Source organism: Kitasatospora viridis, from assembly GCF_007829815.1.
Taxonomy (GTDB): domain Bacteria; phylum Actinomycetota; class Actinomycetes; order Streptomycetales; family Streptomycetaceae; genus Kitasatospora; species Kitasatospora viridis.
Window position 1 is genome coordinate 2,280,005 of the sequence record NZ_VIWT01000001.1, and the last position, 17,616, is coordinate 2,297,620.

Consider the following 17,616-nt stretch of genomic DNA (forward strand, 5'->3'; position numbering starts at 1 on the left):
GAAGGGGGCCGCCGATGCCAGGGGCGCACCAGTCACGGGCCCGGGTCGCCCGCCGGATCGCCACCGCCGCGGCCTACGGCGGTGGCGGACTCGGCCTGCTCGGGGTCGGCGTGGCCGGCCTGCTGATCGCCGAGAGCCGGCTGGCGATCCGCACCGTCGGCGTGCTGGAGGGCGATCCGCCGAAGTCCGCGGGCGTCTACGGGGACGGCTTCGTCGATCCGGCCCGGAAGGAGGAGCCGCCGCTGGTGCTGGCCTTCCTGGGCGACTCCACCGCGGTCGGCCTGGGCGTGCGGCGCGGCCGCGAGACACCGGGCTCGCTGCTCGCCTCCGGGCTGGCCTCGGTCGCCGAGCGCCGGGTGCGGCTGGTCAACGTCGCGGTCTCCGGGGCCCGCTCGGACGACCTGGCCCGCCAGGTCCGGCTCGCCCTGGCCACCCCGCCCGACCTCGCGGTGATCATGATCGGGGCGAACGACGTGCGCGGCCGGATCCCGCTCGCCCAGGCGGTGCGGCTGCTCGGCGAGGCGGTCCGGGACCTGCGCGCCTTCGACTGCGAGGTGGTCGTCGGCACCTGCCCGGACCTGGGCACCATCAAGCCGGTCCGGCCGCCGCTGCGCTGGCTGGCCCGGCGGGTGAGCCGGCAGCTGGCCGCCGCGCAGACCATCGCGGTGGTCGAGGCCGGCGGGCGGACCGTCTCGCTGGGCTCGCTGCTCGGCCCGGAGTTCGCGACCCGCCCGGAGATGTTCGCCTCGGACCGGTTCCACCCCTCCGCCCAGGGCTACGCGACCGCCGCGATGGCGGTGCTGCCCTCGGTCTGCGCCGCGCTGGGCCTGTGGCCCGAGGAGTCCGAGCTGCCCACGCCGGGTACCCGGGAGACCGTGCTGCCGATGGCGGAGGCGGCGGCCACCGCGGCCGCCCGGTCCGGCACCGAGGTGGCCTCGGCCACCGAGGGCGCCGGCGGGCGGCGCTGGGCGCTGGTCAAGCAGCGGCTGCGGTTCGGCCTGCCGGCCGCAGCGGCTGCGGCGGCGGCGGCCGACCCGCCGACGTCGGCCAGCTCACACCCCGGGTCGGATGACGCACGCTCTACTTGGGAGTAACTTTTCCGCCCGTAGCCTTCACCGCCGCCGCGCCCTGCCCTGAGGAGCCGTCATGCCCGAAGCCGTCATCGTCAGTGCCGCCCGTTCGCCGATCGGCCGCGCCTTCAAGGGCTCGCTCAAGGACCTGCGCCCGGACGACCTGACCGCGCAGGTCATCCAGGCCGCCCTGGCCAAGGTGCCCGAGCTGGACCCGCGCCAGATCGACGACCTGATGCTCGGCTGCGGCCTGCCCGGCGGCGAGCAGGGCCACAACCTGGCCCGGATCGTCGCGGTCCAGATGGGCATGGACTACCTGCCCGGCACCACCATCACCCGGTACTGCTCCTCCTCGCTGCAGACGACCCGGATGGCACTGCACGCGATCAAGGCCGGCGAGGGCGACATCTTCGTCTCGGCCGGCGTGGAGACCGTCTCCCGCTCGATCAAGGGCAGCTCGGACGGCCTGCCGGACACCCAGAACCCGCTCTTCGCCGAGGCGGTCGCCCGCACCGCCAAGCGCGCCGAGGAGGGCGGCGGGGAGTGGCACGACCCGCGCGAGGACGGTCTGCTGCCGGACGCCTACATCGCGATGGGCCAGACCGCCGAGAACCTGGCCGCGCTCAAGGGCATCACCCGGGCCGACCAGGACGAGTTCGGCGTCCGCTCGCAGAACCTGGCCGAGGCCGCGATCGAGGCGGGCTTCTGGCAGCGCGAGATCACCCCGGTCACGCTGCCCGACGGCACCGTGGTCAGCGCCGACGACGGCCCGCGCGCCGGGGTCACGCTGGAGGGCGTGCAGGGCCTGAAGCCGGTCTTCCGCCCGGACGGCACGGTCACCGCCGGCAACTGCTGCCCGCTGAACGACGGCGCCGCCGCGCTGGTCGTCATGTCCGACACCAAGGCCCGCGAGCTGGGCCTGACCCCGCTGGCCCGGGTGGTCTCCACCGGGGTCTCGGCGCTCTCCCCGGAGATCATGGGCTACGGCCCGGTGGATGCCTCCCGGCAGGCGCTCAAGCGGGCCGGCCTGACCATCGACGACATCGACCTGGTCGAGATCAACGAGGCCTTCGCCGCCCAGGTGATCCCGTCCTACCGGGACCTGGGCGTCCCGCTGGAGAAGCTGAACGTCAACGGCGGCGCGATCGCGGTCGGCCACCCGTTCGGCATGACCGGCGCCCGGATCACCGCCACCCTGATCAACTCGCTGCAGTGGCACGACAAGCAGTTCGGCCTGGAGACCATGTGCGTCGGCGGCGGGCAGGGCATGGCGATGGTGATCGAGCGGCTCAGCTGAGTTCGCAAGAGGTGACGCGCCGTGCGCGGATGGGTACTTGACACCCGTTCGGCATAACCCACGGTAATTGAGGGCCGGATCACACCGAGGAGGGCGATCCGGCCCTCAACTCGTTTCAGGGGGCACCGATTTCAACGTACCGAAGTCGGTCAACTCCGCAGCGTACACCAGTGGGACGTTTAGATTTTCGGACAATGACGAACGTCACGGACATATCGGACATCTTCCACTGCAGCACCAGCCATCCATACGGCAGGGTGGAGACGTTCCCCCGTTCCACTCCGCGCAAGGAGTACGTTCCGTGAGCGCCGTGTACATCTCGCTGATGCTGATCCTGGTCGTCCTGACGTCAGCCGTACTGGTCCATGTACGCGTCCTCTCCCGCCGGTTGGCCGAGCACACGGCCGCCACCGGGGCCGCTGGGGCCGCGCCCGACGAGGCGGCGATACGCCGCGCCGTCACCGAGGCGCTGGCCGCGGACCGCGAGCGGGAGATCAACGAGGCCCGGGCGTTCTGGGCCGAGCAGGAGGCCCGGGCGGCCGAGGACGACCCGCTGCTCGACCCGCCGTTCCCGGGGGCCGACTCCGGGCTGGCCGACCTCGGCGTGGAGAACTGGCCGGTCTTCTTCCCCCGGCCGACCGGTCCGCAGGAGGCGGCGGACAACGCGGGCACCATCGACCCGGCCTTCGGCGAGGCGCTGCGCTCCGCGCTGGAGGACATGATCAGCGACAGCGGCGCACTGCCCGGCCCGACCGGCCACCCCGGCCTGCCGGGCACCCCGGTGCAGACCGGCGACAGCGACCAGCGGGCCCGCCGCGAGGCCGACCTGCTGGCCACCGGCCTGGAGGCCGGGCTGCTCGACCCGCACCCCGAGGACCCGGCGCTCGCCGAGGCCGAGCCGGCCCCCGCGCCCGACCCGCGCCGCCACCCCTCGCACCCCGACTTCGTGCCCAGCCAGACCCCGTCCCGGGAGTGGACCGACACCCGGCTGACCGCGCTGGCCGAGGAGCGGATCGCGCTCACCGACGTGCGCCCCGGCCCGCTGGGCACCCTGGACGTCTACGCCTTCGCCGACGGCACCACGCTCTGCGTGGCCCCCGGCGACCGGGAGGCGGCCTACCGGCTGATCGACGCGGTCCGGGCCGGCGAGGACGTCCGACTGCTCGGCGGCTCCCGGTTCTCCGGCTCCTACTCGCTGACCTTCTCCACCGACGACGAGACCGTCTACGTGCTCGCCGACCGGGTGGTGGCCAGCATCTGACCCGCCGCCAGCTGACGCCCGCTCAGGCGCAGAGCCCGGCCACCTCGCCGATCGCCGCGATCGCCTCCTCCAGGAGCGCGGTCGCGGCTTCGTCGTTCCCGGCCCGCGCCGCCGGTCCGTCGAGCGCGGCCGCCAGGTCGTGGCCGGCCACCGCGATCTGGTCACCCACCGCGAAAGCGCCGGCGTCCGGCAGCTCGCGCGGGGCGGCCCCGGGGCCCTCCTCCCACGCCTGCGCCCGGTCGGCCAACAGCCGGGCCAGCGCCAATCCCGCCGCGGCCCGCGAACGGTGGCCGGGCACCGCGCCGAGCAGCCGGCTCTGCGGCATCGCGCGGAACCGGTCCGCGAGGTGGTCGACGGCGTCCAGCAGGGCGGTGGCATCGGGCATGGCCGAAGCCTAACCGGCTGCCTGGCCGGCGGTTGATGTACACAGGTGCCCGGAGCCGGACTCGAACCGGCACGGCCTCTCGGCCAAGCAGTTTTAAGCTGCCCGTGTCTGCGTTCCACCATCCGGGCCGGAACACACCGCCCGTCTCCCGGGCATGCCTGAGCCTAGTCGCCCTGATCCCCCTCGCGCATGTTCCTTGCCCGGGAAGTTGTCATGTTTCCTTGCCATCTGACGAACTGTCCGCAATCCGGCCAGGGATGCACCGGATCCGGCCATCAGGGTCCCTGTCATACCGCAGGAGGAGATCCCGGGGGCGGGGTCAGACCGCGGTGGGGGCGGCCAACCGTCCGCCGGGGCGACGAGATCGGGGGGTACCGGCCGGGAGCATGGAGGGAGTCCAGCAGTGCGCGGCCGAACGGGAGCCGGAGCGCTGACCCACACGACCCAGGAGCAGCCGATGACCACCTCGACCGCACCCGCCGTCCACACCGGCCGGGCAGCCGCCCGGGCGGTCGGCCTCAACAAGGTCTACGGCGAGGGGGAGACCAGGGTGGTCGCCCTGGACAACGTCAGCGTCGAGTTCCGGCAGGGCGAGTTCACCGCGATCATGGGACCTTCCGGCTCCGGCAAGTCCACCCTGATGCACTGCATGGCCGGCCTCGACTCGGTCAGCTCCGGCTCCGCCACCATCGGCGAGACCGAACTGGTCGGCCTGAAGGACAAGCAACTCACCCAGCTGCGCCGGGACAAGATCGGCTTCATCTTCCAGGCCTTCAACCTGCTGCCCACGCTCAGCGCGCTGGAGAACATCACGCTCCCGATGGACATCGCCGGCCGCAAGGTGGACCGCGCCTGGCTGGACGCGGTGGTGGACACCGTCGGCCTGTCCGGCCGCCTCTCGCACCGGCCCAGCCAGCTCTCCGGCGGCCAGCAGCAGCGCGTCGCCTGCGCCCGGGCGCTGGCCTCCCGGCCGGAGATCGTCTTCGCCGACGAGCCCACCGGGAACCTGGACTCCCGCTCCGGCGCCGAGATCCTCTCCTTCCTGCGCAACTCGGTGCGCGAGCTGGGCCAGACCGTGGTCATGGTGACCCACGACCCGGTCGCCGCCTCCTACGCCGACCGCGTCGTCTTCCTGGCCGACGGGCGGATCGTGGACGAGCTGGTCGCGCCCACCGCCGACGCGGTGCTGGACCGGATGCGCCGCTTCGACGCGAAGGGCCGGACCAGCTGATGTTCCGCACCGCCCTTCGCAACGTGCTGGCCCACAAGGGCCGGCTGCTGATGACCGTGCTCGCCGTGCTACTCGGCACCGCCTTCGTGGCCGGCACCATGGTCTTCTCCGACACCTTCGGCTCCGCACTGAAGAACAGCTACTCCAAGGGCTACGACCACCTCTCGGTCCGGGTCACCGACAACCGCAGCGCGCTGGCCGGGATCACCGACGAGGACCCGGACCCGACCGCCCAGCACCTGACCGCGGGCACCGTCGCCCAACTCGGCGCGCTGCCCGGGGTGAGCCAGGCCCGCGGCGTGGTCAGCGGGTTCACCGCGATCGCCGACAAGACCGGCAAGAGCATCGGCCAGGGCGGCGGTTCGGCGGGCGGCAACTTCGCCCCCGGCCCGGACGGCAAGGACGCCCGCTACCAGCTGACCCAGGGTCACGGCCCGCAGAACGCCGGCGAGATAGCCCTGGACCAGGGCAGCGCCGACAAGGCCGGCTACCACCTCGGTGACACCGTCCGGTTCGCGGTCAACGGCCCGGCCCAGGACGCCAAGCTGGCCGGGATCTTCAGCACCGACGACCCGGGGGTCAACTCCGGCAACCCGCTGGTGCTCTTCGACACCGCGACCGCGCAGCGCCTGCTCGCCGCGCCGGGCCAGTTCAACTCGATCGAGGTGGTCGGCGCGCCCGGCAGCAGCCAGCAGCAGCTGCAGGACGAGGTGCTGACGGTGATCCCGCACTCCGGGAACATCACCGCCCAGACCGCCAACCAGCTGCAGGACGACCAGCGCAAGATGATCGAGGACGGCACCAGCACCATGCGCACCATGCTGCTGGCCTTCGCCGGGATCTCGCTCTTCGTCGGCATCTTCATCATCGCCAACACCTTCACCATGCTGATCGCCCAGCGCACCCGGGAGCTCGCGCTGCTCCGGGCGATCGGCGCCGGCCGCGGCCAGGTGACCCGCTCGGTGCTGATCGAGGCGCTGGCGATCGGCCTGGTGGCCTCGGTGGCCGGGCTGCTGGCCGGCATCGGGATCGGCGCCGGACTGCAGTCCCTGGTGGGCTCGCTGGGCAACGGCTCCAACCCGACCGGACCGCTGATCGTCTCCCCGCTCACCGTGCTGGTCTCGCTGGCCACCGGTGTGCTGGTGACCGTGCTGTCGGCGCTGCTGCCGGCCGTGCGGGCCGCCCGGATCGCCCCGGTGGCCGCGATGAGCAGCTCGGACCAGCCCGCCAGTCAGAAGAGCCTGGTGGTGCGCAACTCCATCGGCGGGGTGCTCGCCGCAGCCGGCTTCGGCCTGATCCTGCTCGGCTCCAGCCAGGGCGGCAGCGGCAAGTGGACGGTGGCCGGCGGTGCGGTGCTCGCGCTGCTCGGGGTCTTCGTGCTCACCCCGCTGCTCTCCCGCCCGCTGATCGCGCTGCTCGGCCCGGTGCTCGGCAAGCTGTTCGGCGTCGCCGGCAAGCTGGCCCGGCAGAACGCGGTGCGCAACCCGCGCCGCACCGCCGCCACCGCCTCGGCGCTGACCATCGGTCTGACCCTGGTCACCGCGCTCACCGTGCTCGGCACCTCGGTCAACGCGGCGCTGGACAAGGCCGTGGGCAGTTCGATGAAGGCCGACTACTCGGTGGGCCTGTCCAACGGGCTGAGCGTCTCCCCCGACCTCGCCGCCCGGATCGCGCACGCCCCCGGCGTGGCCGCCGCCACCCCGGTGACCTCCAGCTACTTCAAGATCGGTGGCGACAAGCAGACCGTCTCCGGGCTGGACCCGGCCGCCGCCTCCCAGGTGCTCGACTTCCCGGTCACCAGCGGCTCCGCCGCCGCGCTCGGCCAGGGGCAGCTGCTGGTCTCCAGCGAGCTGGCCAAGTCCGACGGACTGACCGTCGGCAGCACCGTGCCGGCCGCCTTCCCGAACGGCACGACGGCGAACCTGACCGTCGGCGGCGTCTTCGACAGCGTCCCCCGGCTGCACTCGATGGTGCTGGACAACGCGGTGCTGACGGCCCACCAGGTGCCCAGCAACACCGACAGCGTGCTGGTCAAGGGCGCCGGCGGGGAGAGCTCGACGCTGCGTCAGGCGCTGGTGGACGCGGCCGGCGACAACCCGCTGATCAAGGTGCAGACCAAGCAGGACCTGAAGAACGAGGTCAGCTCGTTCATCTCGATCGCGCTGAACATGCTCTACGGGCTGCTGGCCATGTCGGTGCTGGTCGCCGTGCTCGGCGTGATCAACACGATGGCGATGTCGGTCTTCGAGCGCAAGCGCGAGATCGGCATGCTGCGGGCGATCGGCCTGGACCGGCGGGGCATCCGCCGGATGGTCCGGCTGGAGTCCGTGGTGATCTCGGTGTTCGGCGCGGTGCTGGGCCTGGGCCTCGGCTGCTTCCTGGCCTGGGCGGTGAACGGCACGCTCAAGGACGGGCTGGCCGGGCTGACCACGGTGCTGCCCTGGGGCCGGCTGGCGATCTTCCTGGCGCTCGCCGGGCTGGTCGGCCTGGTGGCCGCGTACTGGCCGTCCCGGCGGGCCGCGAAGCTGGACATCCTGGACAGCATCAAGGCCGGCTGACGGACCGTCCGACGAAATGCCGCGGGGCGCCTCCTGAGAGGCGCCCCGCGGCGGTGCGAACGGAAGGGCCCCGGTCCGGTGGTGGTGACCACCGGGCCGGGGCCCGTTCTCGTCGCTCTGGTTCGTACTCCGCCCGGTCACGAAACCGGCTGAGCACCACGGAGGTCGTGGTCCGGCGACGCTGCCGGGCGGAGGGCCTCCGACTCACATCCCGGCCCTGCGGCCGGGATCAGTCGCGTCTGTTGGGACTACTTGCTGCTCGCCAGCGCCTTGTCGGCCTCGGCCGGCGCCGCCGCGGGCTTCGGGATGACCGGACCGGCCGCCTCCTGGAAGGCGCCGTACGGCTTCTCCATCTCCGACAGGCCGACCGTCTCGCGCTTGAGGAACATCGCGAGGGTCCAGTCGGTGAACACGCGGATCTTGCGGTTCATGGTCGGCACCCGGCTGCCGTGGTACAGGCGGTGGAACCACCAGGCCGGACGGCCCTTCAGCTTGTACTTGCCGAAGAGGATCGCCACGCCCTTGTGCAGGCCCAGACCGGCGACCGCACCCAGGTTCTTGTGCTTGTACTCGGCCTGCGGGAAGCCGCGCATCCCGGAGATCACGTTGTCGCCGAGCTGCACCGCCTGCCGGACCGCGTGCTGCGCGTTCGGCGGGCACCAGGCGCCCTCGCCGACGGCGAGGTCAGGCACCTGGGCGTTGTCGCCGGCCGCCCAGACGTTGTCGAAGCCCTGCACCTGCAGGGTCGGCGCGGTGTCGACGTGGCCGCGCGGGCCCAGCGGCAGACCGAAGTTGGACACCACCGGGTTCGGCTTCACGCCGGCGGTCCACACGATGGTGGCGGCGTCGCACTCGATGCCGTTCTTCAGCACCACGTGCTGGTCGACGCAGGAGTCCATCGAGGTCTCGATGTAGATCTCGATGTCGCGCTCTTCGAGCTTCTCCTTGGTCCACAGACCCAGGTCCGGACCCATCTCGGGGAGGATCCGGTTGGCCGCCTCGACCACGATGAAGCGCATGTCGTCGCGGCTGACGGTCTTGTAGATCTTCGCCGCGTCGCGGGCCATGTCCTCGATCTCGGCGATCGTCTCGATGCCGGCGAAGCCGCCACCGATGACCACGAAGGTGAGGGCCTTGGCCCGGACCGCCTCGTCCGTGGTGGACTCGGCCTTGTCCAGCTGCGCCATGACGTGGTTGCGGAGGCTGATCGCCTCCTCGACCGTCTTCATGCCGATGCCGTGCTCGGCCAGGCCGGGGATCGGGAAGGTGCGGGAGACCGAGCCGGTGGCGACGACGAGGTAGTCGAAGTTCAGCTCGTAGGAGTCGCCGGACAGCGGCGCGATGGTGGCGACCTTGCGGGCGTGGTCCACCTCGGTCACGTGACCGGTGAGCACCTCCGCCTTCTTCAGGGCGCTGCGCAGCGGCGCGACGAGGTTGCGAGGCGCGACGTTGCCGCCGGCCGCCTCGGGAAGGAAGGGCAGGTACGTCATGTACGACCGCGGGTCGACGACCGTGACGGTCGCCTCCCCGTAGCGCATCTTCTTGAGGATGCGCATCGCGGCATACAGGCCGACGTAACCACCGCCGACAATGAGGATGCGAGGACGCTCCGTGGTGCTCATATCCGAAAGTATCCAGCACCGTCCGGAGCACCCTTCGTGAGGCCCGTCACAAGCCCCTGGACATGGCCTGCTACACTGCGCGCCCACAGATGGGCCGCCCGGTGGCCCCACGAGCACCCCGGAACCCCTCGGTCCGTCCTCGACCGGATGTTTGGGTTCCGCTCCCCCGTGTGAGCAGCAACGATCCGCGCACAGCCACCGGTTCCCGATAATCGTTTCGAATTCACCGGCCGCGCCGGAGCCTCGCCTGGGATCCTTCGGTCGGCCACGGCGAGCGACCTTCGGTCCCGCAATCCGGACGAACCGCCCTCCAAGACGCCACGAACAGCCGGAACTCCATGTGAAGAAATTCACGAAGGTTTTCGCGGGGCTCGGCGCGGCACCCCGCCGAGCGGGTCCGGCGGGGTGCCCGAGGGGTGCCGACGGGGTGTCCGGACGGCTGCCGACAGGACTGCCCAGGAGTACCGAGGACTGCCGGGCGGACTGCCAGGAGGACCGCCGCGGGTCAGCGGAAGAGGCTCCAGGCGATGCCGTCGAGGATGTCGTGCTCGCTCACCACCAGCTCGGCGGCACCGGTCCGCTCCATCACCGAACGCAGCACCAGCGCCCCGGCGGCGATCACGTCCACCCGCCCCGGGTGCAGCGCCGGGATCGCGGCCCGCTCGGCGTGCCCCGAGCTCAGCAGCCGCTCGGTCACCTCGCGCACCCGGGTCAGCGACAGCCGCGAGTGGTGGATCCGCTCCGACTGGTACTCCGGCAGCCCGAGCGCGATCGCGGCCACCGTGGTGACCGTGCCGGCCAGGCCCACCAGGGTGGCCCCGGCGGTCAGCGGCACCACCTCGGCGGCCCGGTTCAGCCCGGCCGCGATGTCCGCCTCGGCGGCCGCGATCTGAGCCGGCGTCGGCACCTCGGCGCCGGCGAAGTGGCGCTCCGTCAGCCGCACGCTGCCGATGTCCACCGAGCGGGCCGCCTGCACGCTCTCGCCGCCCAGCACGAACTCGGTGGAGCCGCCGCCCAGGTCGAAGACCAGGTAGGGGGCGGCCACGCCGGTGCCGGCCAGGCCCTTGGTGGCGCCGGAGAACGAGAGTTGGGCCTCCTCGTCGCCGGAGATCACCTCCGGCTCCACCCCGAGGATCTCCCGCACGCCCTTGGCGAACTCCGCGCTGTTCTCGGCGTCCCGGGAGGCGCTGGTGGCCACGAACCGGATCCGCTCGACCGGCACGCCGAACTCGGCGATCACCGCGGCGTACTCCCGGCAGGCCGCGAAGGTGCGCTGCAGCGCCTCCGGGGCCAACCGCCCGGTGCGGTCCACGTCCTGGCCGAGCCGGACGATCGTCATCCGGCGGTCCAGGTCCAGCGCGCGGCCGGTCCCCGGGTCCAGTTCGGTGATCAGCAGGCGGATCGAGTTGGTGCCGCAGTCGACCGCGGCAACCCTGGTACCGGTCACGCCTGTTCCCCCTGCTCCCCCTGCTCGTCGGCGGCGGCCCGCTTGGCCGCCCGCTCGACCGTCTTGCGCTCCTTGGCCGCGATCACTTCGGCGTGGTCCTCGGCGGTGGCCCGCTGCTGCCGCAGGGCCTCGACGCCGGTCTCGACCTGCTCCGGCGTCACGCAGCTCCCCTTGCCCCACCAGTCGGGCAGCATCGCCAGGGCCTCGTCGCCCAGCGGGTTGACCCCGGGACCGGCGGCCAGCGAGTGGCCGACCAGCACGTGCAGGCACTTCACCCGGTCCGGCATGCCGCCGGCACTCGGGAAGCCCTCCAGCACCTCGATGGCGTCGCGGCGGGCGATGTAGTCCTCGTGCGCCTTCTGGTAGGCCGCGGCCAGCTCCGGGTCCTCGGCGAGCCGCGCCGTCTGCTCCTTCATCACCCCGTCCGCCTCCAGGGTGCCGATCAGCGAGGCGGCCTTGGGGCAGGTCAGGTAGTACAGGGTGGGGAACGGCGTGCCGTCCGGCAGCCGGGGAGCGGTCTCCACCACGTCGGGGTTGCCGCACGGGCAGCGGTGCGCGACCGCCCGGGTGCCGCGCGGCACCCGGCCGAGCTGGGCGGCCACGGCGGCCAGGTCGCGGTCGTCTACCGGCTGGTTCTCAGTGCTCATCAGGTGCTCATCAGGTCGTCAGGGAACGGGGGCTGGGGTGGGGGCCGGGGACGCGGCGGCGTCCACCGACTCCCAGACGGTGCTGTACCAGGGCGCGCCAGCCTTCGGCCCGGACTTCGCGGTGCCCGCGCCGGAGGGCTGGGAGGCGCCGGCCGAGGGGCTGGGGTCCACGGCGGTGAACGGGGTCTCGCCGGGCATCGCGAAGTGCAGCCGGCTGCGGGCCTGGGCCTTGACGAACTCCGGGTCCTGCCAGCGGGCCCGCTCGGTGGTCAGCCGCTGCACCTCCTGGCGGGCCTGCTCGGCCTTGACCCGCTGCGCGGCGATCTCGGCCCGCTGGTTGAGGAGCTGACGGGTCGGGTACGCGAGGATCGCCACCAGGGAGCAGAGCACCAGCACCAGCACGGTGGCCCGGCTGGTGAACCGGGGCCGCCCCGGGAACTTCCACGCTGCCATGAACCCCTCGCCCCTGTCGTCGCACCGGTGCCCCGGTCCCCACACCCTACGGGGTGGGGACCGGGGCACCGGTCATTTGCTCGGTACGGTCAGCCCTCGTAACGGAAGCGCGGGAAGGCCGCGCGGCCCGCGTACTCGGCGGCGTCGTCGAGGATCTCCTCGATGCGCAGCAGCTGGTTGTACTTGGCGGTGCGGTCGGTGCGGGCCGGCGCACCGGCCTTGATCTGGCCGCAGTTGGTGGCGACGGCCAGGTCGGCGATGGTGACGTCCTCGGTCTCGCCCGAGCGGTGCGACATCATGCAGCGGAAGCCGTTGCGCTGGGCCAGCTCGACGGCGTCCAGGGTCTCGGTCAGCGAGCCGATCTGGTTCACCTTCACCAGCAGCGCGTTGGCGGTGCCGGTCTCGATGCCCTTGGCGAGGCGCTCCGGGTTGGTCACGAACAGGTCGTCACCGACCAGCTGGACCTTGTCGCCCAGCTTGTCGGTCATGGCCTTCCAGCCGTCCCAGTCCGACTCGTCCAGCGGGTCCTCGATGGAGACCAGCGGGTAGGAGGCGACCAGGTCGGCGTAGTAGTCGATCAGCTCGCCGGCCGAGAGCGGCTTGCCCTCGAACTGGTAGGCGCCGTCCTTGTAGAACTCGGAGGCGGCGACGTCCAGGGCCAGCGCGACGTCCTTGCCCGGCACGTAGCCGGCCTTCTTGATGGCCTCGGTGATCAGGTCCAGCGCCTCGCGGTTGGAGTCGAGGTTCGGCGCGAAGCCGCCCTCGTCGCCCAGGCCGGTGGAGAGGCCGCGCTCCTTCAGCACGCCCTTGAGGGTGTGGTAGACCTCGGCGCCCCAGCGGACCGCCTCGGAGAAGGACTCGGCGCCGATCGGCGCGATCATGAACTCCTGGATGTCCACGTTGGAGTCGGCGTGCGAGCCGCCGTTCAGGATGTTCATCATCGGCACGGGCAGGACGTGCGCGTTCGGGCCGCCGAGGTAGCGGAAGAGCGGCAGGTCGGAGGCCTCGGAGGCGGCGTGCGCCACGGCGAGCGAGACGCCGAGGATCGCGTTGGCGCCGAGCGAGGACTTGTCCGGGGTGGCGTCGAGGTCGAGCATCGCCTGGTCGATCAGCCGCTGCTCGGTGGCGTCGTAGCCCACCAGCTCCGGGCCGATCTGCTCGATCACCGCGAGCACGGCCTTCTCGACGCCCTTGCCGCCGTAGCGGTTCTTGTCGCCGTCGCGCAGCTCCAGCGCCTCGAAGGCACCGGTGGAGGCACCGGACGGGACAGCGGCACGGCCGGTGCTGCCGTCGTCGAGGCCGACCTCGACCTCGACCGTGGGGTTGCCGCGGGAGTCGAGGATTTCACGGGCGACGACGACATCAATGGACGGCACTATGCATCTCCTTGCGGAAGCGGTCCTGCGGACAGGGATGGCGGAGGCGTTACGACCAGAGCCTAACCGCACCGACCGGCCGGGCCACCCGGACCTCGGTCCCGTCTCACGGTGTGGCTCGGCTACCTGCCGGTAGTTCACCTGAATGCCCGTTCGGTCCCGTACCGGGCCGCCTGGTTGAGCGGCCCGGTACCGTTTTCGACCCCTTTGGGCAGTTGCCGGGGACTAGCCGAGGTTCAGCACCTGGCCCGGGTAGATCAGGTCCGGATCGCCGCCGACCACGCCCTGGTTGCCCTGGTACAGCGCGTGCCAACCGCCCAGGATGTGCTGGGCCTGGGCGATCTTCGACAGCGTGTCACCGGACTTGACGGTGTAGCCGTTGGCGGCACCGGTCTGCGGCTTCGCCGGGCTGCTCGGCTTCGGCTGGGCCGGCACGGGCGCGCTCGGCTGGGCGGGCTTGGCCGGCGCCGGCTTGGACGGCGCGGGCTTCGGCTGGGCCGGCTTGGGCTGGGCCGGCTTGGCCGGGGTGCTCGGCTGCGCGGCGCGGTCGCTCGCCGGCGCACCGGTGTCCACGCTCGCCGCGGCGCCGCCCTTGCTCAGGCCGGCCTTGACCGAGCAGACCGGCCAGGCGCCGGGGCCCTGCGAGGCCAGCACCCGCTCGGCCACCGCGATCTGCTGGTCCTTCGAGGCCAGGTCGGCGCGCGGCGCGTACTGGGTGCCGCCGTACGCGGCCCAGGTCGAGGAGGTGAACTGGAGGCCGCCGTAGAAGCCGTTGCCGGTATTGATCGACCAGTTGCTGGTGCTCTCGCAGTTGGCGACGCCGTCCCAGACCGAGACCGGGGCGGCGTGCGCGCCGGTGGCCGTGAGCAGCGGCATCGCCAGGCCCGCGCCGGCCACGCCGGCGACGGCGATCGCCTTCTCCGCTGCGGTGCGACGACGATGACGACCAGTGCCGTTGAACAGCATGAAGTGTCCCTCTCCGCACGCCTGCGAGGTGAGCTGTCGGGTTCGGACCGGTGAGGTTGGCCCGGCCGGCCGCGCGGATCGCTCCGGCGGTCGGCTTCACCCCAAGCCGTGGGAGACGGCGGAAAAACCTGGGTCCCCCGCCCCTGCCCGAGGACGGTCGGTGTCCCGACAGCGCGGCGGGCAGGACTCGGCGTTGCCGCGCACGGGGTTCGCAGCCGCGAACTCCACGGAGAGTAGGCAGATCTGCCTGGCAATCACAAGCTCATATCGCTGACATCACATCAGAATTACGGTGCGTCATTGATCGTCTACCGACTGATCAGGTATGTCCGCATTGCTCCGCATTCGGAACGCCCATGCCCGGACCCTTCCGACACGCCGCCGGAGTTGACCGAACGTCAGCTGAAGTCGGCGTCGGCGTCAGCGTCGGAGTTGGAGCTGGAGCTGGAACTGGAGCTGGAGCTGGACTCGGGAGTGAACCGGACCGGCAGCTCGCGCAGCCCCCGCATGATCAGCCCGCCGCGCCAGCGCAGCTCGCCCGGCTCGGCGGCCGGCTCCAGGTCGGGCAGCCGGGTCAGCAGGGTCGCCAGCGCCCGCTGCCCCTCCAACCGGGCCAGCGGCGCGCCGATGCAGTAGTGGATGCCGTGCCCGAAGCCCAGGTGCTGGTTGTCCTGGCGGGCCAGGTCCAGGGTGTTCTCCGCGGCGAACCGCGCCGGGTCGCGGTCCGCGGCCGCCAGCACCACCAGCACCGGGTCACCGACCGGGATGTCCACCCCGCCGATGCTCAGCGGGCTGGTCGCGAACCGCCAGGTGGCCAGCTCCACCGGGCCGTCGTAGCGCAGCAGTTCCTCCACCGCGGTGGCCAGCAGCGCGGTCTCGCCGGCCGCCACCGAGTCCTGCAGCAGCCGCCGCTGCACGGGGTGGTTCAGCAGCGCGTGGACGCCGTTGCCGATCAGGTTGACCGTGGTCTCGAAGCCCGCGAAGAGCAGGATGAAGGCCATCGCGGCGGCCTCGTTCTCGGTCAGGTGCTCGCCGTGGTCGCTGGCCCGGATCAGCCCGGAGATCAGGTCCTCGCCGAGGTCCCCGCGCTTGCGGTGGATCAGCTCCAGCAGGTACGAGCGCATCTTCTTGACCGCGCGGGCCACCCCGCCGCGCGGGCCGCCGCCGTGGCGGATCATCATGCCCGCCCAGTCCCGGAAGTCGTCCTGGTCCTCGGCCGGCACCCCGAGCAGGTCGCAGATCGCGTAGATCGGCAGCGGGAAGGCGAACTCGTGGATCAGGTCGGCCGAGCCGCGGGCCGCGAAGGAGTCGATCAGCCGGTCGGTCAGCAGCTGCACCCGCGGCTCGAACTCGGCCACCCCGCGCGGGGTGAAGGCCTTGGAGACCAGCCTGCGCAGCCGGGTGTGGTCCGGCGGGTCGATGTTCAGCAGGTGGGTCATCAGGTCCGCCTGCCGCTCCCCCGGGATGCCGACCCGGCCGGTGCGGTGCGCCTGCTCGCTGTGGTGCGCCGGGTTCTTCGACAGCCGGCCGTCGGCGAGCGCCTGGCGCGCGTCGGCGTACCGGGTGACCAGCCAGGCGTCCACCCCGCTCGGCAGGGTGGTGCGGTGCACCGGCGCGTGCTTGCGCAGCCAGGCGTACGCCGGGTACGGGTCGGCGGCGAACTCCCAGGTGAACAGGGGTGGCATGGGCTCAGTCGGCGTTGCGGGCATGTCCTGACGGTATCCGGTGCCCGGAATGAGTGAGTCTGGTCACCTGACGGGTAATCCCTGTTGCGGAGGGTCAGCCGAAGCCTACGATCCTCCGATACGGATGGTGGGCCACGGTGCGGTGTCGCCCCCAGGGAGGAGCAGGCCATGCGAGTAGCCGGTCAAGTGGTGGTCATCGCCGTGCTCGACGGCGGCGACGGCGACGGCCCGGCCCGGCGGTTCGCCGCCGCGGGGGCCACCGGACTGCTGCTGGCGGACCCGCGGCCGGGCGTGGCCGAGGACCTGGCCGCCGCGCTGGACCGCCCCGGCTGCCCGGTGGTCGGCGTCTCCTCCGACATCCACCAGCCCAGCGACATCGCCGCCCTGGTCACCAGCGCCGAGCAGCACCTCGGCCGGATCGACCTGTTCTGCGTGGCCGGCCCCGACGGCGAGCGGATCGTCGCGCTGGACGAACTCCCCGGCGACCTGGACCGGCTGGCCGAGTTGCTCGACCCGCTGAGCACCGCGATCGGCGAGGTGGTCCCGCCGCAGCGCGCCGTGCTGACCGAGGTCGCCGAGGTCGCCTGACTCCCGCGGGCTCAGCTCCGGTCGGGCAGCCCCTCGGCCGCCCGCACCGCCGCCCGGTAGGCCCGGGCCGCGTGCCGCAGCGCCGCGTCCGGGTCCACCCCCGCGTCGTGCGCCCGCTGCACCACGGCGAGCAGCAGCTCGCCGGCGCTGCGCTCGGTCAGCTCGGCGGGCAGCTCGTACGGCGCGTCGGCAACGCCGGTGAAGTCGGCGCGGCGCACCCGGGAGACCAGCTTGGCCGCGTAGGCCAGGGCCGGCAGTCCGGCCGGCACGCCGTCCAGCACCGACTCCCGGTCGCCCTTCTCGGCCGCCTTCAGCGCCTCCCAGTTCGCCTCCACCTGGTCGGTGGTGCTGGCGTCCGAGTCGGCGAAGACGTGCGGGTGGCGGTAGATCAGCTTCGCCACGATGTCCCCGGCCACCTCGTCGATGGAGAACGGGTCGTCCGCGTGCTCCTCGGCGATCCGGGCGTGGAAGAAGACCTGGAGCAGCACGTCGCCGAGCTCCTCGCGCAGCGTCGCCCGGTCGCCCTGCTCGATCGCCTCGACCAGCTCGAAGGCCTCCTCTACCAGGTACTTCACCAGCGAGGCGTGGGTCTGCTCGGCGTCCCACGGGCAGCCGCCGGGCGAGCGCAGCCGGTCCATCACCGAGACCAGGTCGAGCAGCCGGGCCCCCGGCAGGTCGTAGGAGCCGGGCAGCACCTCGATCTCCGGCGCCAGCCCCGCCTCCTCCACCGCGATCCGGGCCAGCGCCTCGGTCAGCCCCGGGTCGCCGTCCTGGCTGCCCAGGAAGACCACCGGCGCCCGCTCCACCAGCAGCCGGGCCAGCGCCGGGGCGCTCCCGCGCTCGACCTGACGCACCGTCACGCCCGCGCGCTCCAGCGCGGCCAGCTGCGGGTGCCTGGGGTCGGCCGCCAGCACCGCCGGCGCCTCCCGCAGCGCCTGCCAGGCCGGCCAGCTGAGCAGGCCGGGGGCGACGCGGTGAGTGGTGGTCAGCAGGGTCAGCTTCGAGGTCTCCACCCCTCGAACCTACCGCC

General features: G+C 72.4%; 15 protein-coding genes, 1 tRNA gene and 1 riboswitch. Of the genes, 6 read left to right on the forward strand and 10 right to left on the reverse strand.

The annotated features are described in order from the left end of the window. Positions 1–14 precede the first annotated feature (14 nt). From FHX73_RS10020 to FHX73_RS10030, 3 genes are all read left to right on the forward strand, one after another. Positions 15–1,094, forward strand: a complete 1,080-nt coding sequence (locus tag FHX73_RS10020; protein WP_145904674.1) for an SGNH/GDSL hydrolase family protein — start codon at positions 15–17, stop codon at positions 1,092–1,094. A gap of 52 nt (positions 1,095–1,146) precedes the next feature. Beyond that, positions 1,147–2,367 (forward strand): acetyl-CoA C-acetyltransferase, encoded by a 1,221-nt coding sequence (locus tag FHX73_RS10025; RefSeq protein WP_145904675.1) that lies wholly within the window; start codon positions 1,147–1,149, stop codon positions 2,365–2,367. Positions 2,368–2,668: 301 nt separating this feature from the next. Then, positions 2,669–3,628, forward strand: coding sequence for a hypothetical protein (locus FHX73_RS10030; protein ID WP_145904676.1), 960 nt, complete (start codon positions 2,669–2,671; stop codon positions 3,626–3,628). Between the two features lie 22 nt (positions 3,629–3,650). On the opposite strand, the gene FHX73_RS10035 is transcribed toward FHX73_RS10030, so the two are convergent. Together FHX73_RS10035 and FHX73_RS10040 are read right to left on the reverse strand one after the other, a co-directional pair. Continuing rightward, the gene (locus FHX73_RS10035) at positions 3,651–4,013 is read right to left on the reverse strand and encodes a hypothetical protein (protein ID WP_145904677.1); all 363 of its coding nucleotides are present in this window, start codon (positions 4,011–4,013) and stop codon (positions 3,651–3,653) included. A 46-nt stretch (positions 4,014–4,059) separates the two neighbouring features. Next, a tRNA-Leu gene (locus tag FHX73_RS10040) sits at positions 4,060–4,141 on the reverse strand. A 329-nt stretch (positions 4,142–4,470) separates the two neighbouring features. On the opposite strand from FHX73_RS10040, the gene FHX73_RS10045 reads away from it, so the two are divergent. Next, positions 4,471–5,244, forward strand: a complete 774-nt coding sequence (locus FHX73_RS10045) for an ABC transporter ATP-binding protein (protein ID WP_145904678.1) — start codon at positions 4,471–4,473, stop codon at positions 5,242–5,244. Beyond that, entirely contained in the window at positions 5,244–7,802 is a 2,559-nt protein-coding gene (locus tag FHX73_RS10050) for an ABC transporter permease (protein WP_145904679.1), read from the forward strand. The genes FHX73_RS10045 and FHX73_RS10050 overlap by 1 nt, the downstream gene beginning before the upstream one ends. A 248-nt stretch (positions 7,803–8,050) precedes the next feature. On the opposite strand, the gene FHX73_RS10055 is transcribed toward FHX73_RS10050, so the two are convergent. The 7 genes from FHX73_RS10055 to FHX73_RS10085 form a co-directional block, all read right to left on the reverse strand. Beyond that, positions 8,051–9,424 carry an NAD(P)/FAD-dependent oxidoreductase gene (locus FHX73_RS10055; RefSeq protein ID WP_145904680.1) on the reverse strand — a complete coding sequence of 458 codons (1,374 nt, stop codon included), beginning with the start codon at positions 9,422–9,424 and terminating at the stop codon, positions 8,051–8,053. 505 nt (positions 9,425–9,929) lie between these two features. Beyond that, positions 9,930–10,871 carry a Ppx/GppA phosphatase family protein gene (locus FHX73_RS10060; RefSeq protein ID WP_145904681.1) on the reverse strand — a complete coding sequence of 314 codons (942 nt, stop codon included), beginning with the start codon at positions 10,869–10,871 and terminating at the stop codon, positions 9,930–9,932. Next, complete coding sequence (locus FHX73_RS10065) at positions 10,868–11,518, reverse strand: DUF501 domain-containing protein (RefSeq protein ID WP_145904682.1); 651 nt, start codon at positions 11,516–11,518, stop codon at positions 10,868–10,870. The genes FHX73_RS10060 and FHX73_RS10065 overlap by 4 nt, the downstream gene beginning before the upstream one ends. A gap of 18 nt (positions 11,519–11,536) precedes the next feature. Beyond that, a complete protein-coding gene (locus FHX73_RS10070; RefSeq protein WP_145904683.1) occupies positions 11,537–11,971 on the reverse strand; it encodes an FtsB family cell division protein in 435 nt (144 codons plus the stop codon). 89 nt (positions 11,972–12,060) lie between these two features. Continuing rightward, a complete protein-coding gene (eno, locus tag FHX73_RS10075) occupies positions 12,061–13,347 on the reverse strand; it encodes a phosphopyruvate hydratase (protein ID WP_145904684.1) in 1,287 nt (428 codons plus the stop codon). 225 nt (positions 13,348–13,572) lie between these two features. Next, positions 13,573–14,313 (reverse strand): transglycosylase family protein, encoded by a 741-nt coding sequence (locus FHX73_RS47125; RefSeq protein ID WP_145904685.1) that lies wholly within the window; start codon positions 14,311–14,313, stop codon positions 13,573–13,575. Positions 14,314–14,317: 4 nt separating this feature from the next. Beyond that, positions 14,318–14,482: riboswitch (cyclic di-AMP (ydaO/yuaA leader) on the reverse strand. A gap of 229 nt (positions 14,483–14,711) precedes the next feature. Beyond that, complete coding sequence (locus FHX73_RS10085) at positions 14,712–16,022, reverse strand: cytochrome P450 family protein (RefSeq protein ID WP_145904686.1); 1,311 nt, start codon at positions 16,020–16,022, stop codon at positions 14,712–14,714. A gap of 144 nt (positions 16,023–16,166) precedes the next feature. Here FHX73_RS10085 and FHX73_RS10090 point away from each other — a divergent pair, with 144 nt between their 5' ends. Continuing rightward, the gene (locus FHX73_RS10090) at positions 16,167–16,586 is read left to right on the forward strand and encodes an SDR family oxidoreductase (RefSeq protein WP_145904687.1); all 420 of its coding nucleotides are present in this window, start codon (positions 16,167–16,169) and stop codon (positions 16,584–16,586) included. An 11-nt stretch (positions 16,587–16,597) separates the two neighbouring features. Here the strand turns inward: FHX73_RS10090 and FHX73_RS10095 are convergent, their stop codons facing one another. Continuing rightward, positions 16,598–17,599 (reverse strand): MazG family protein, encoded by a 1,002-nt coding sequence (locus tag FHX73_RS10095; protein ID WP_145904688.1) that lies wholly within the window; start codon positions 17,597–17,599, stop codon positions 16,598–16,600. Positions 17,600–17,616: the final 17 nt, after the last annotated feature.

What these genes read in the sequence shown, in the direction of transcription:
- FHX73_RS10020 (WP_145904674.1), top strand. Translation starts at nt 15, where the DNA reads ATGCCAGGGGCGCACCAGTCACGGGCCCGGGTCGCCCGCCGGATCGCC.
- FHX73_RS10035 (WP_145904677.1), bottom strand. Translation starts at nt 4,013, where the DNA reads ATGCCCGATGCCACCGCCCTGCTGGACGCCGTCGACCACCTCGCGGAC.
- FHX73_RS10090 (WP_145904687.1), top strand. Translation starts at nt 16,167, where the DNA reads ATGCGAGTAGCCGGTCAAGTGGTGGTCATCGCCGTGCTCGACGGCGGC.
- FHX73_RS10085 (WP_145904686.1), bottom strand. Translation starts at nt 16,022, where the DNA reads ATGCCCGCAACGCCGACTGAGCCCATGCCACCCCTGTTCACCTGGGAG.
- FHX73_RS10055 (WP_145904680.1), bottom strand. Translation starts at nt 9,424, where the DNA reads ATGAGCACCACGGAGCGTCCTCGCATCCTCATTGTCGGCGGTGGTTAC.
- FHX73_RS10070 (WP_145904683.1), bottom strand. Translation starts at nt 11,971, where the DNA reads ATGGCAGCGTGGAAGTTCCCGGGGCGGCCCCGGTTCACCAGCCGGGCC.
- FHX73_RS10025 (WP_145904675.1), top strand. Translation starts at nt 1,147, where the DNA reads ATGCCCGAAGCCGTCATCGTCAGTGCCGCCCGTTCGCCGATCGGCCGC.
- FHX73_RS10050 (WP_145904679.1), top strand. Translation starts at nt 5,244, where the DNA reads ATGTTCCGCACCGCCCTTCGCAACGTGCTGGCCCACAAGGGCCGGCTG.
- FHX73_RS10045 (WP_145904678.1), top strand. Translation starts at nt 4,471, where the DNA reads ATGACCACCTCGACCGCACCCGCCGTCCACACCGGCCGGGCAGCCGCC.
- FHX73_RS47125 (WP_145904685.1), bottom strand. Translation starts at nt 14,313, where the DNA reads ATGCTGTTCAACGGCACTGGTCGTCATCGTCGTCGCACCGCAGCGGAG.
- FHX73_RS10065 (WP_145904682.1), bottom strand. Translation starts at nt 11,518, where the DNA reads ATGAGCACTGAGAACCAGCCGGTAGACGACCGCGACCTGGCCGCCGTG.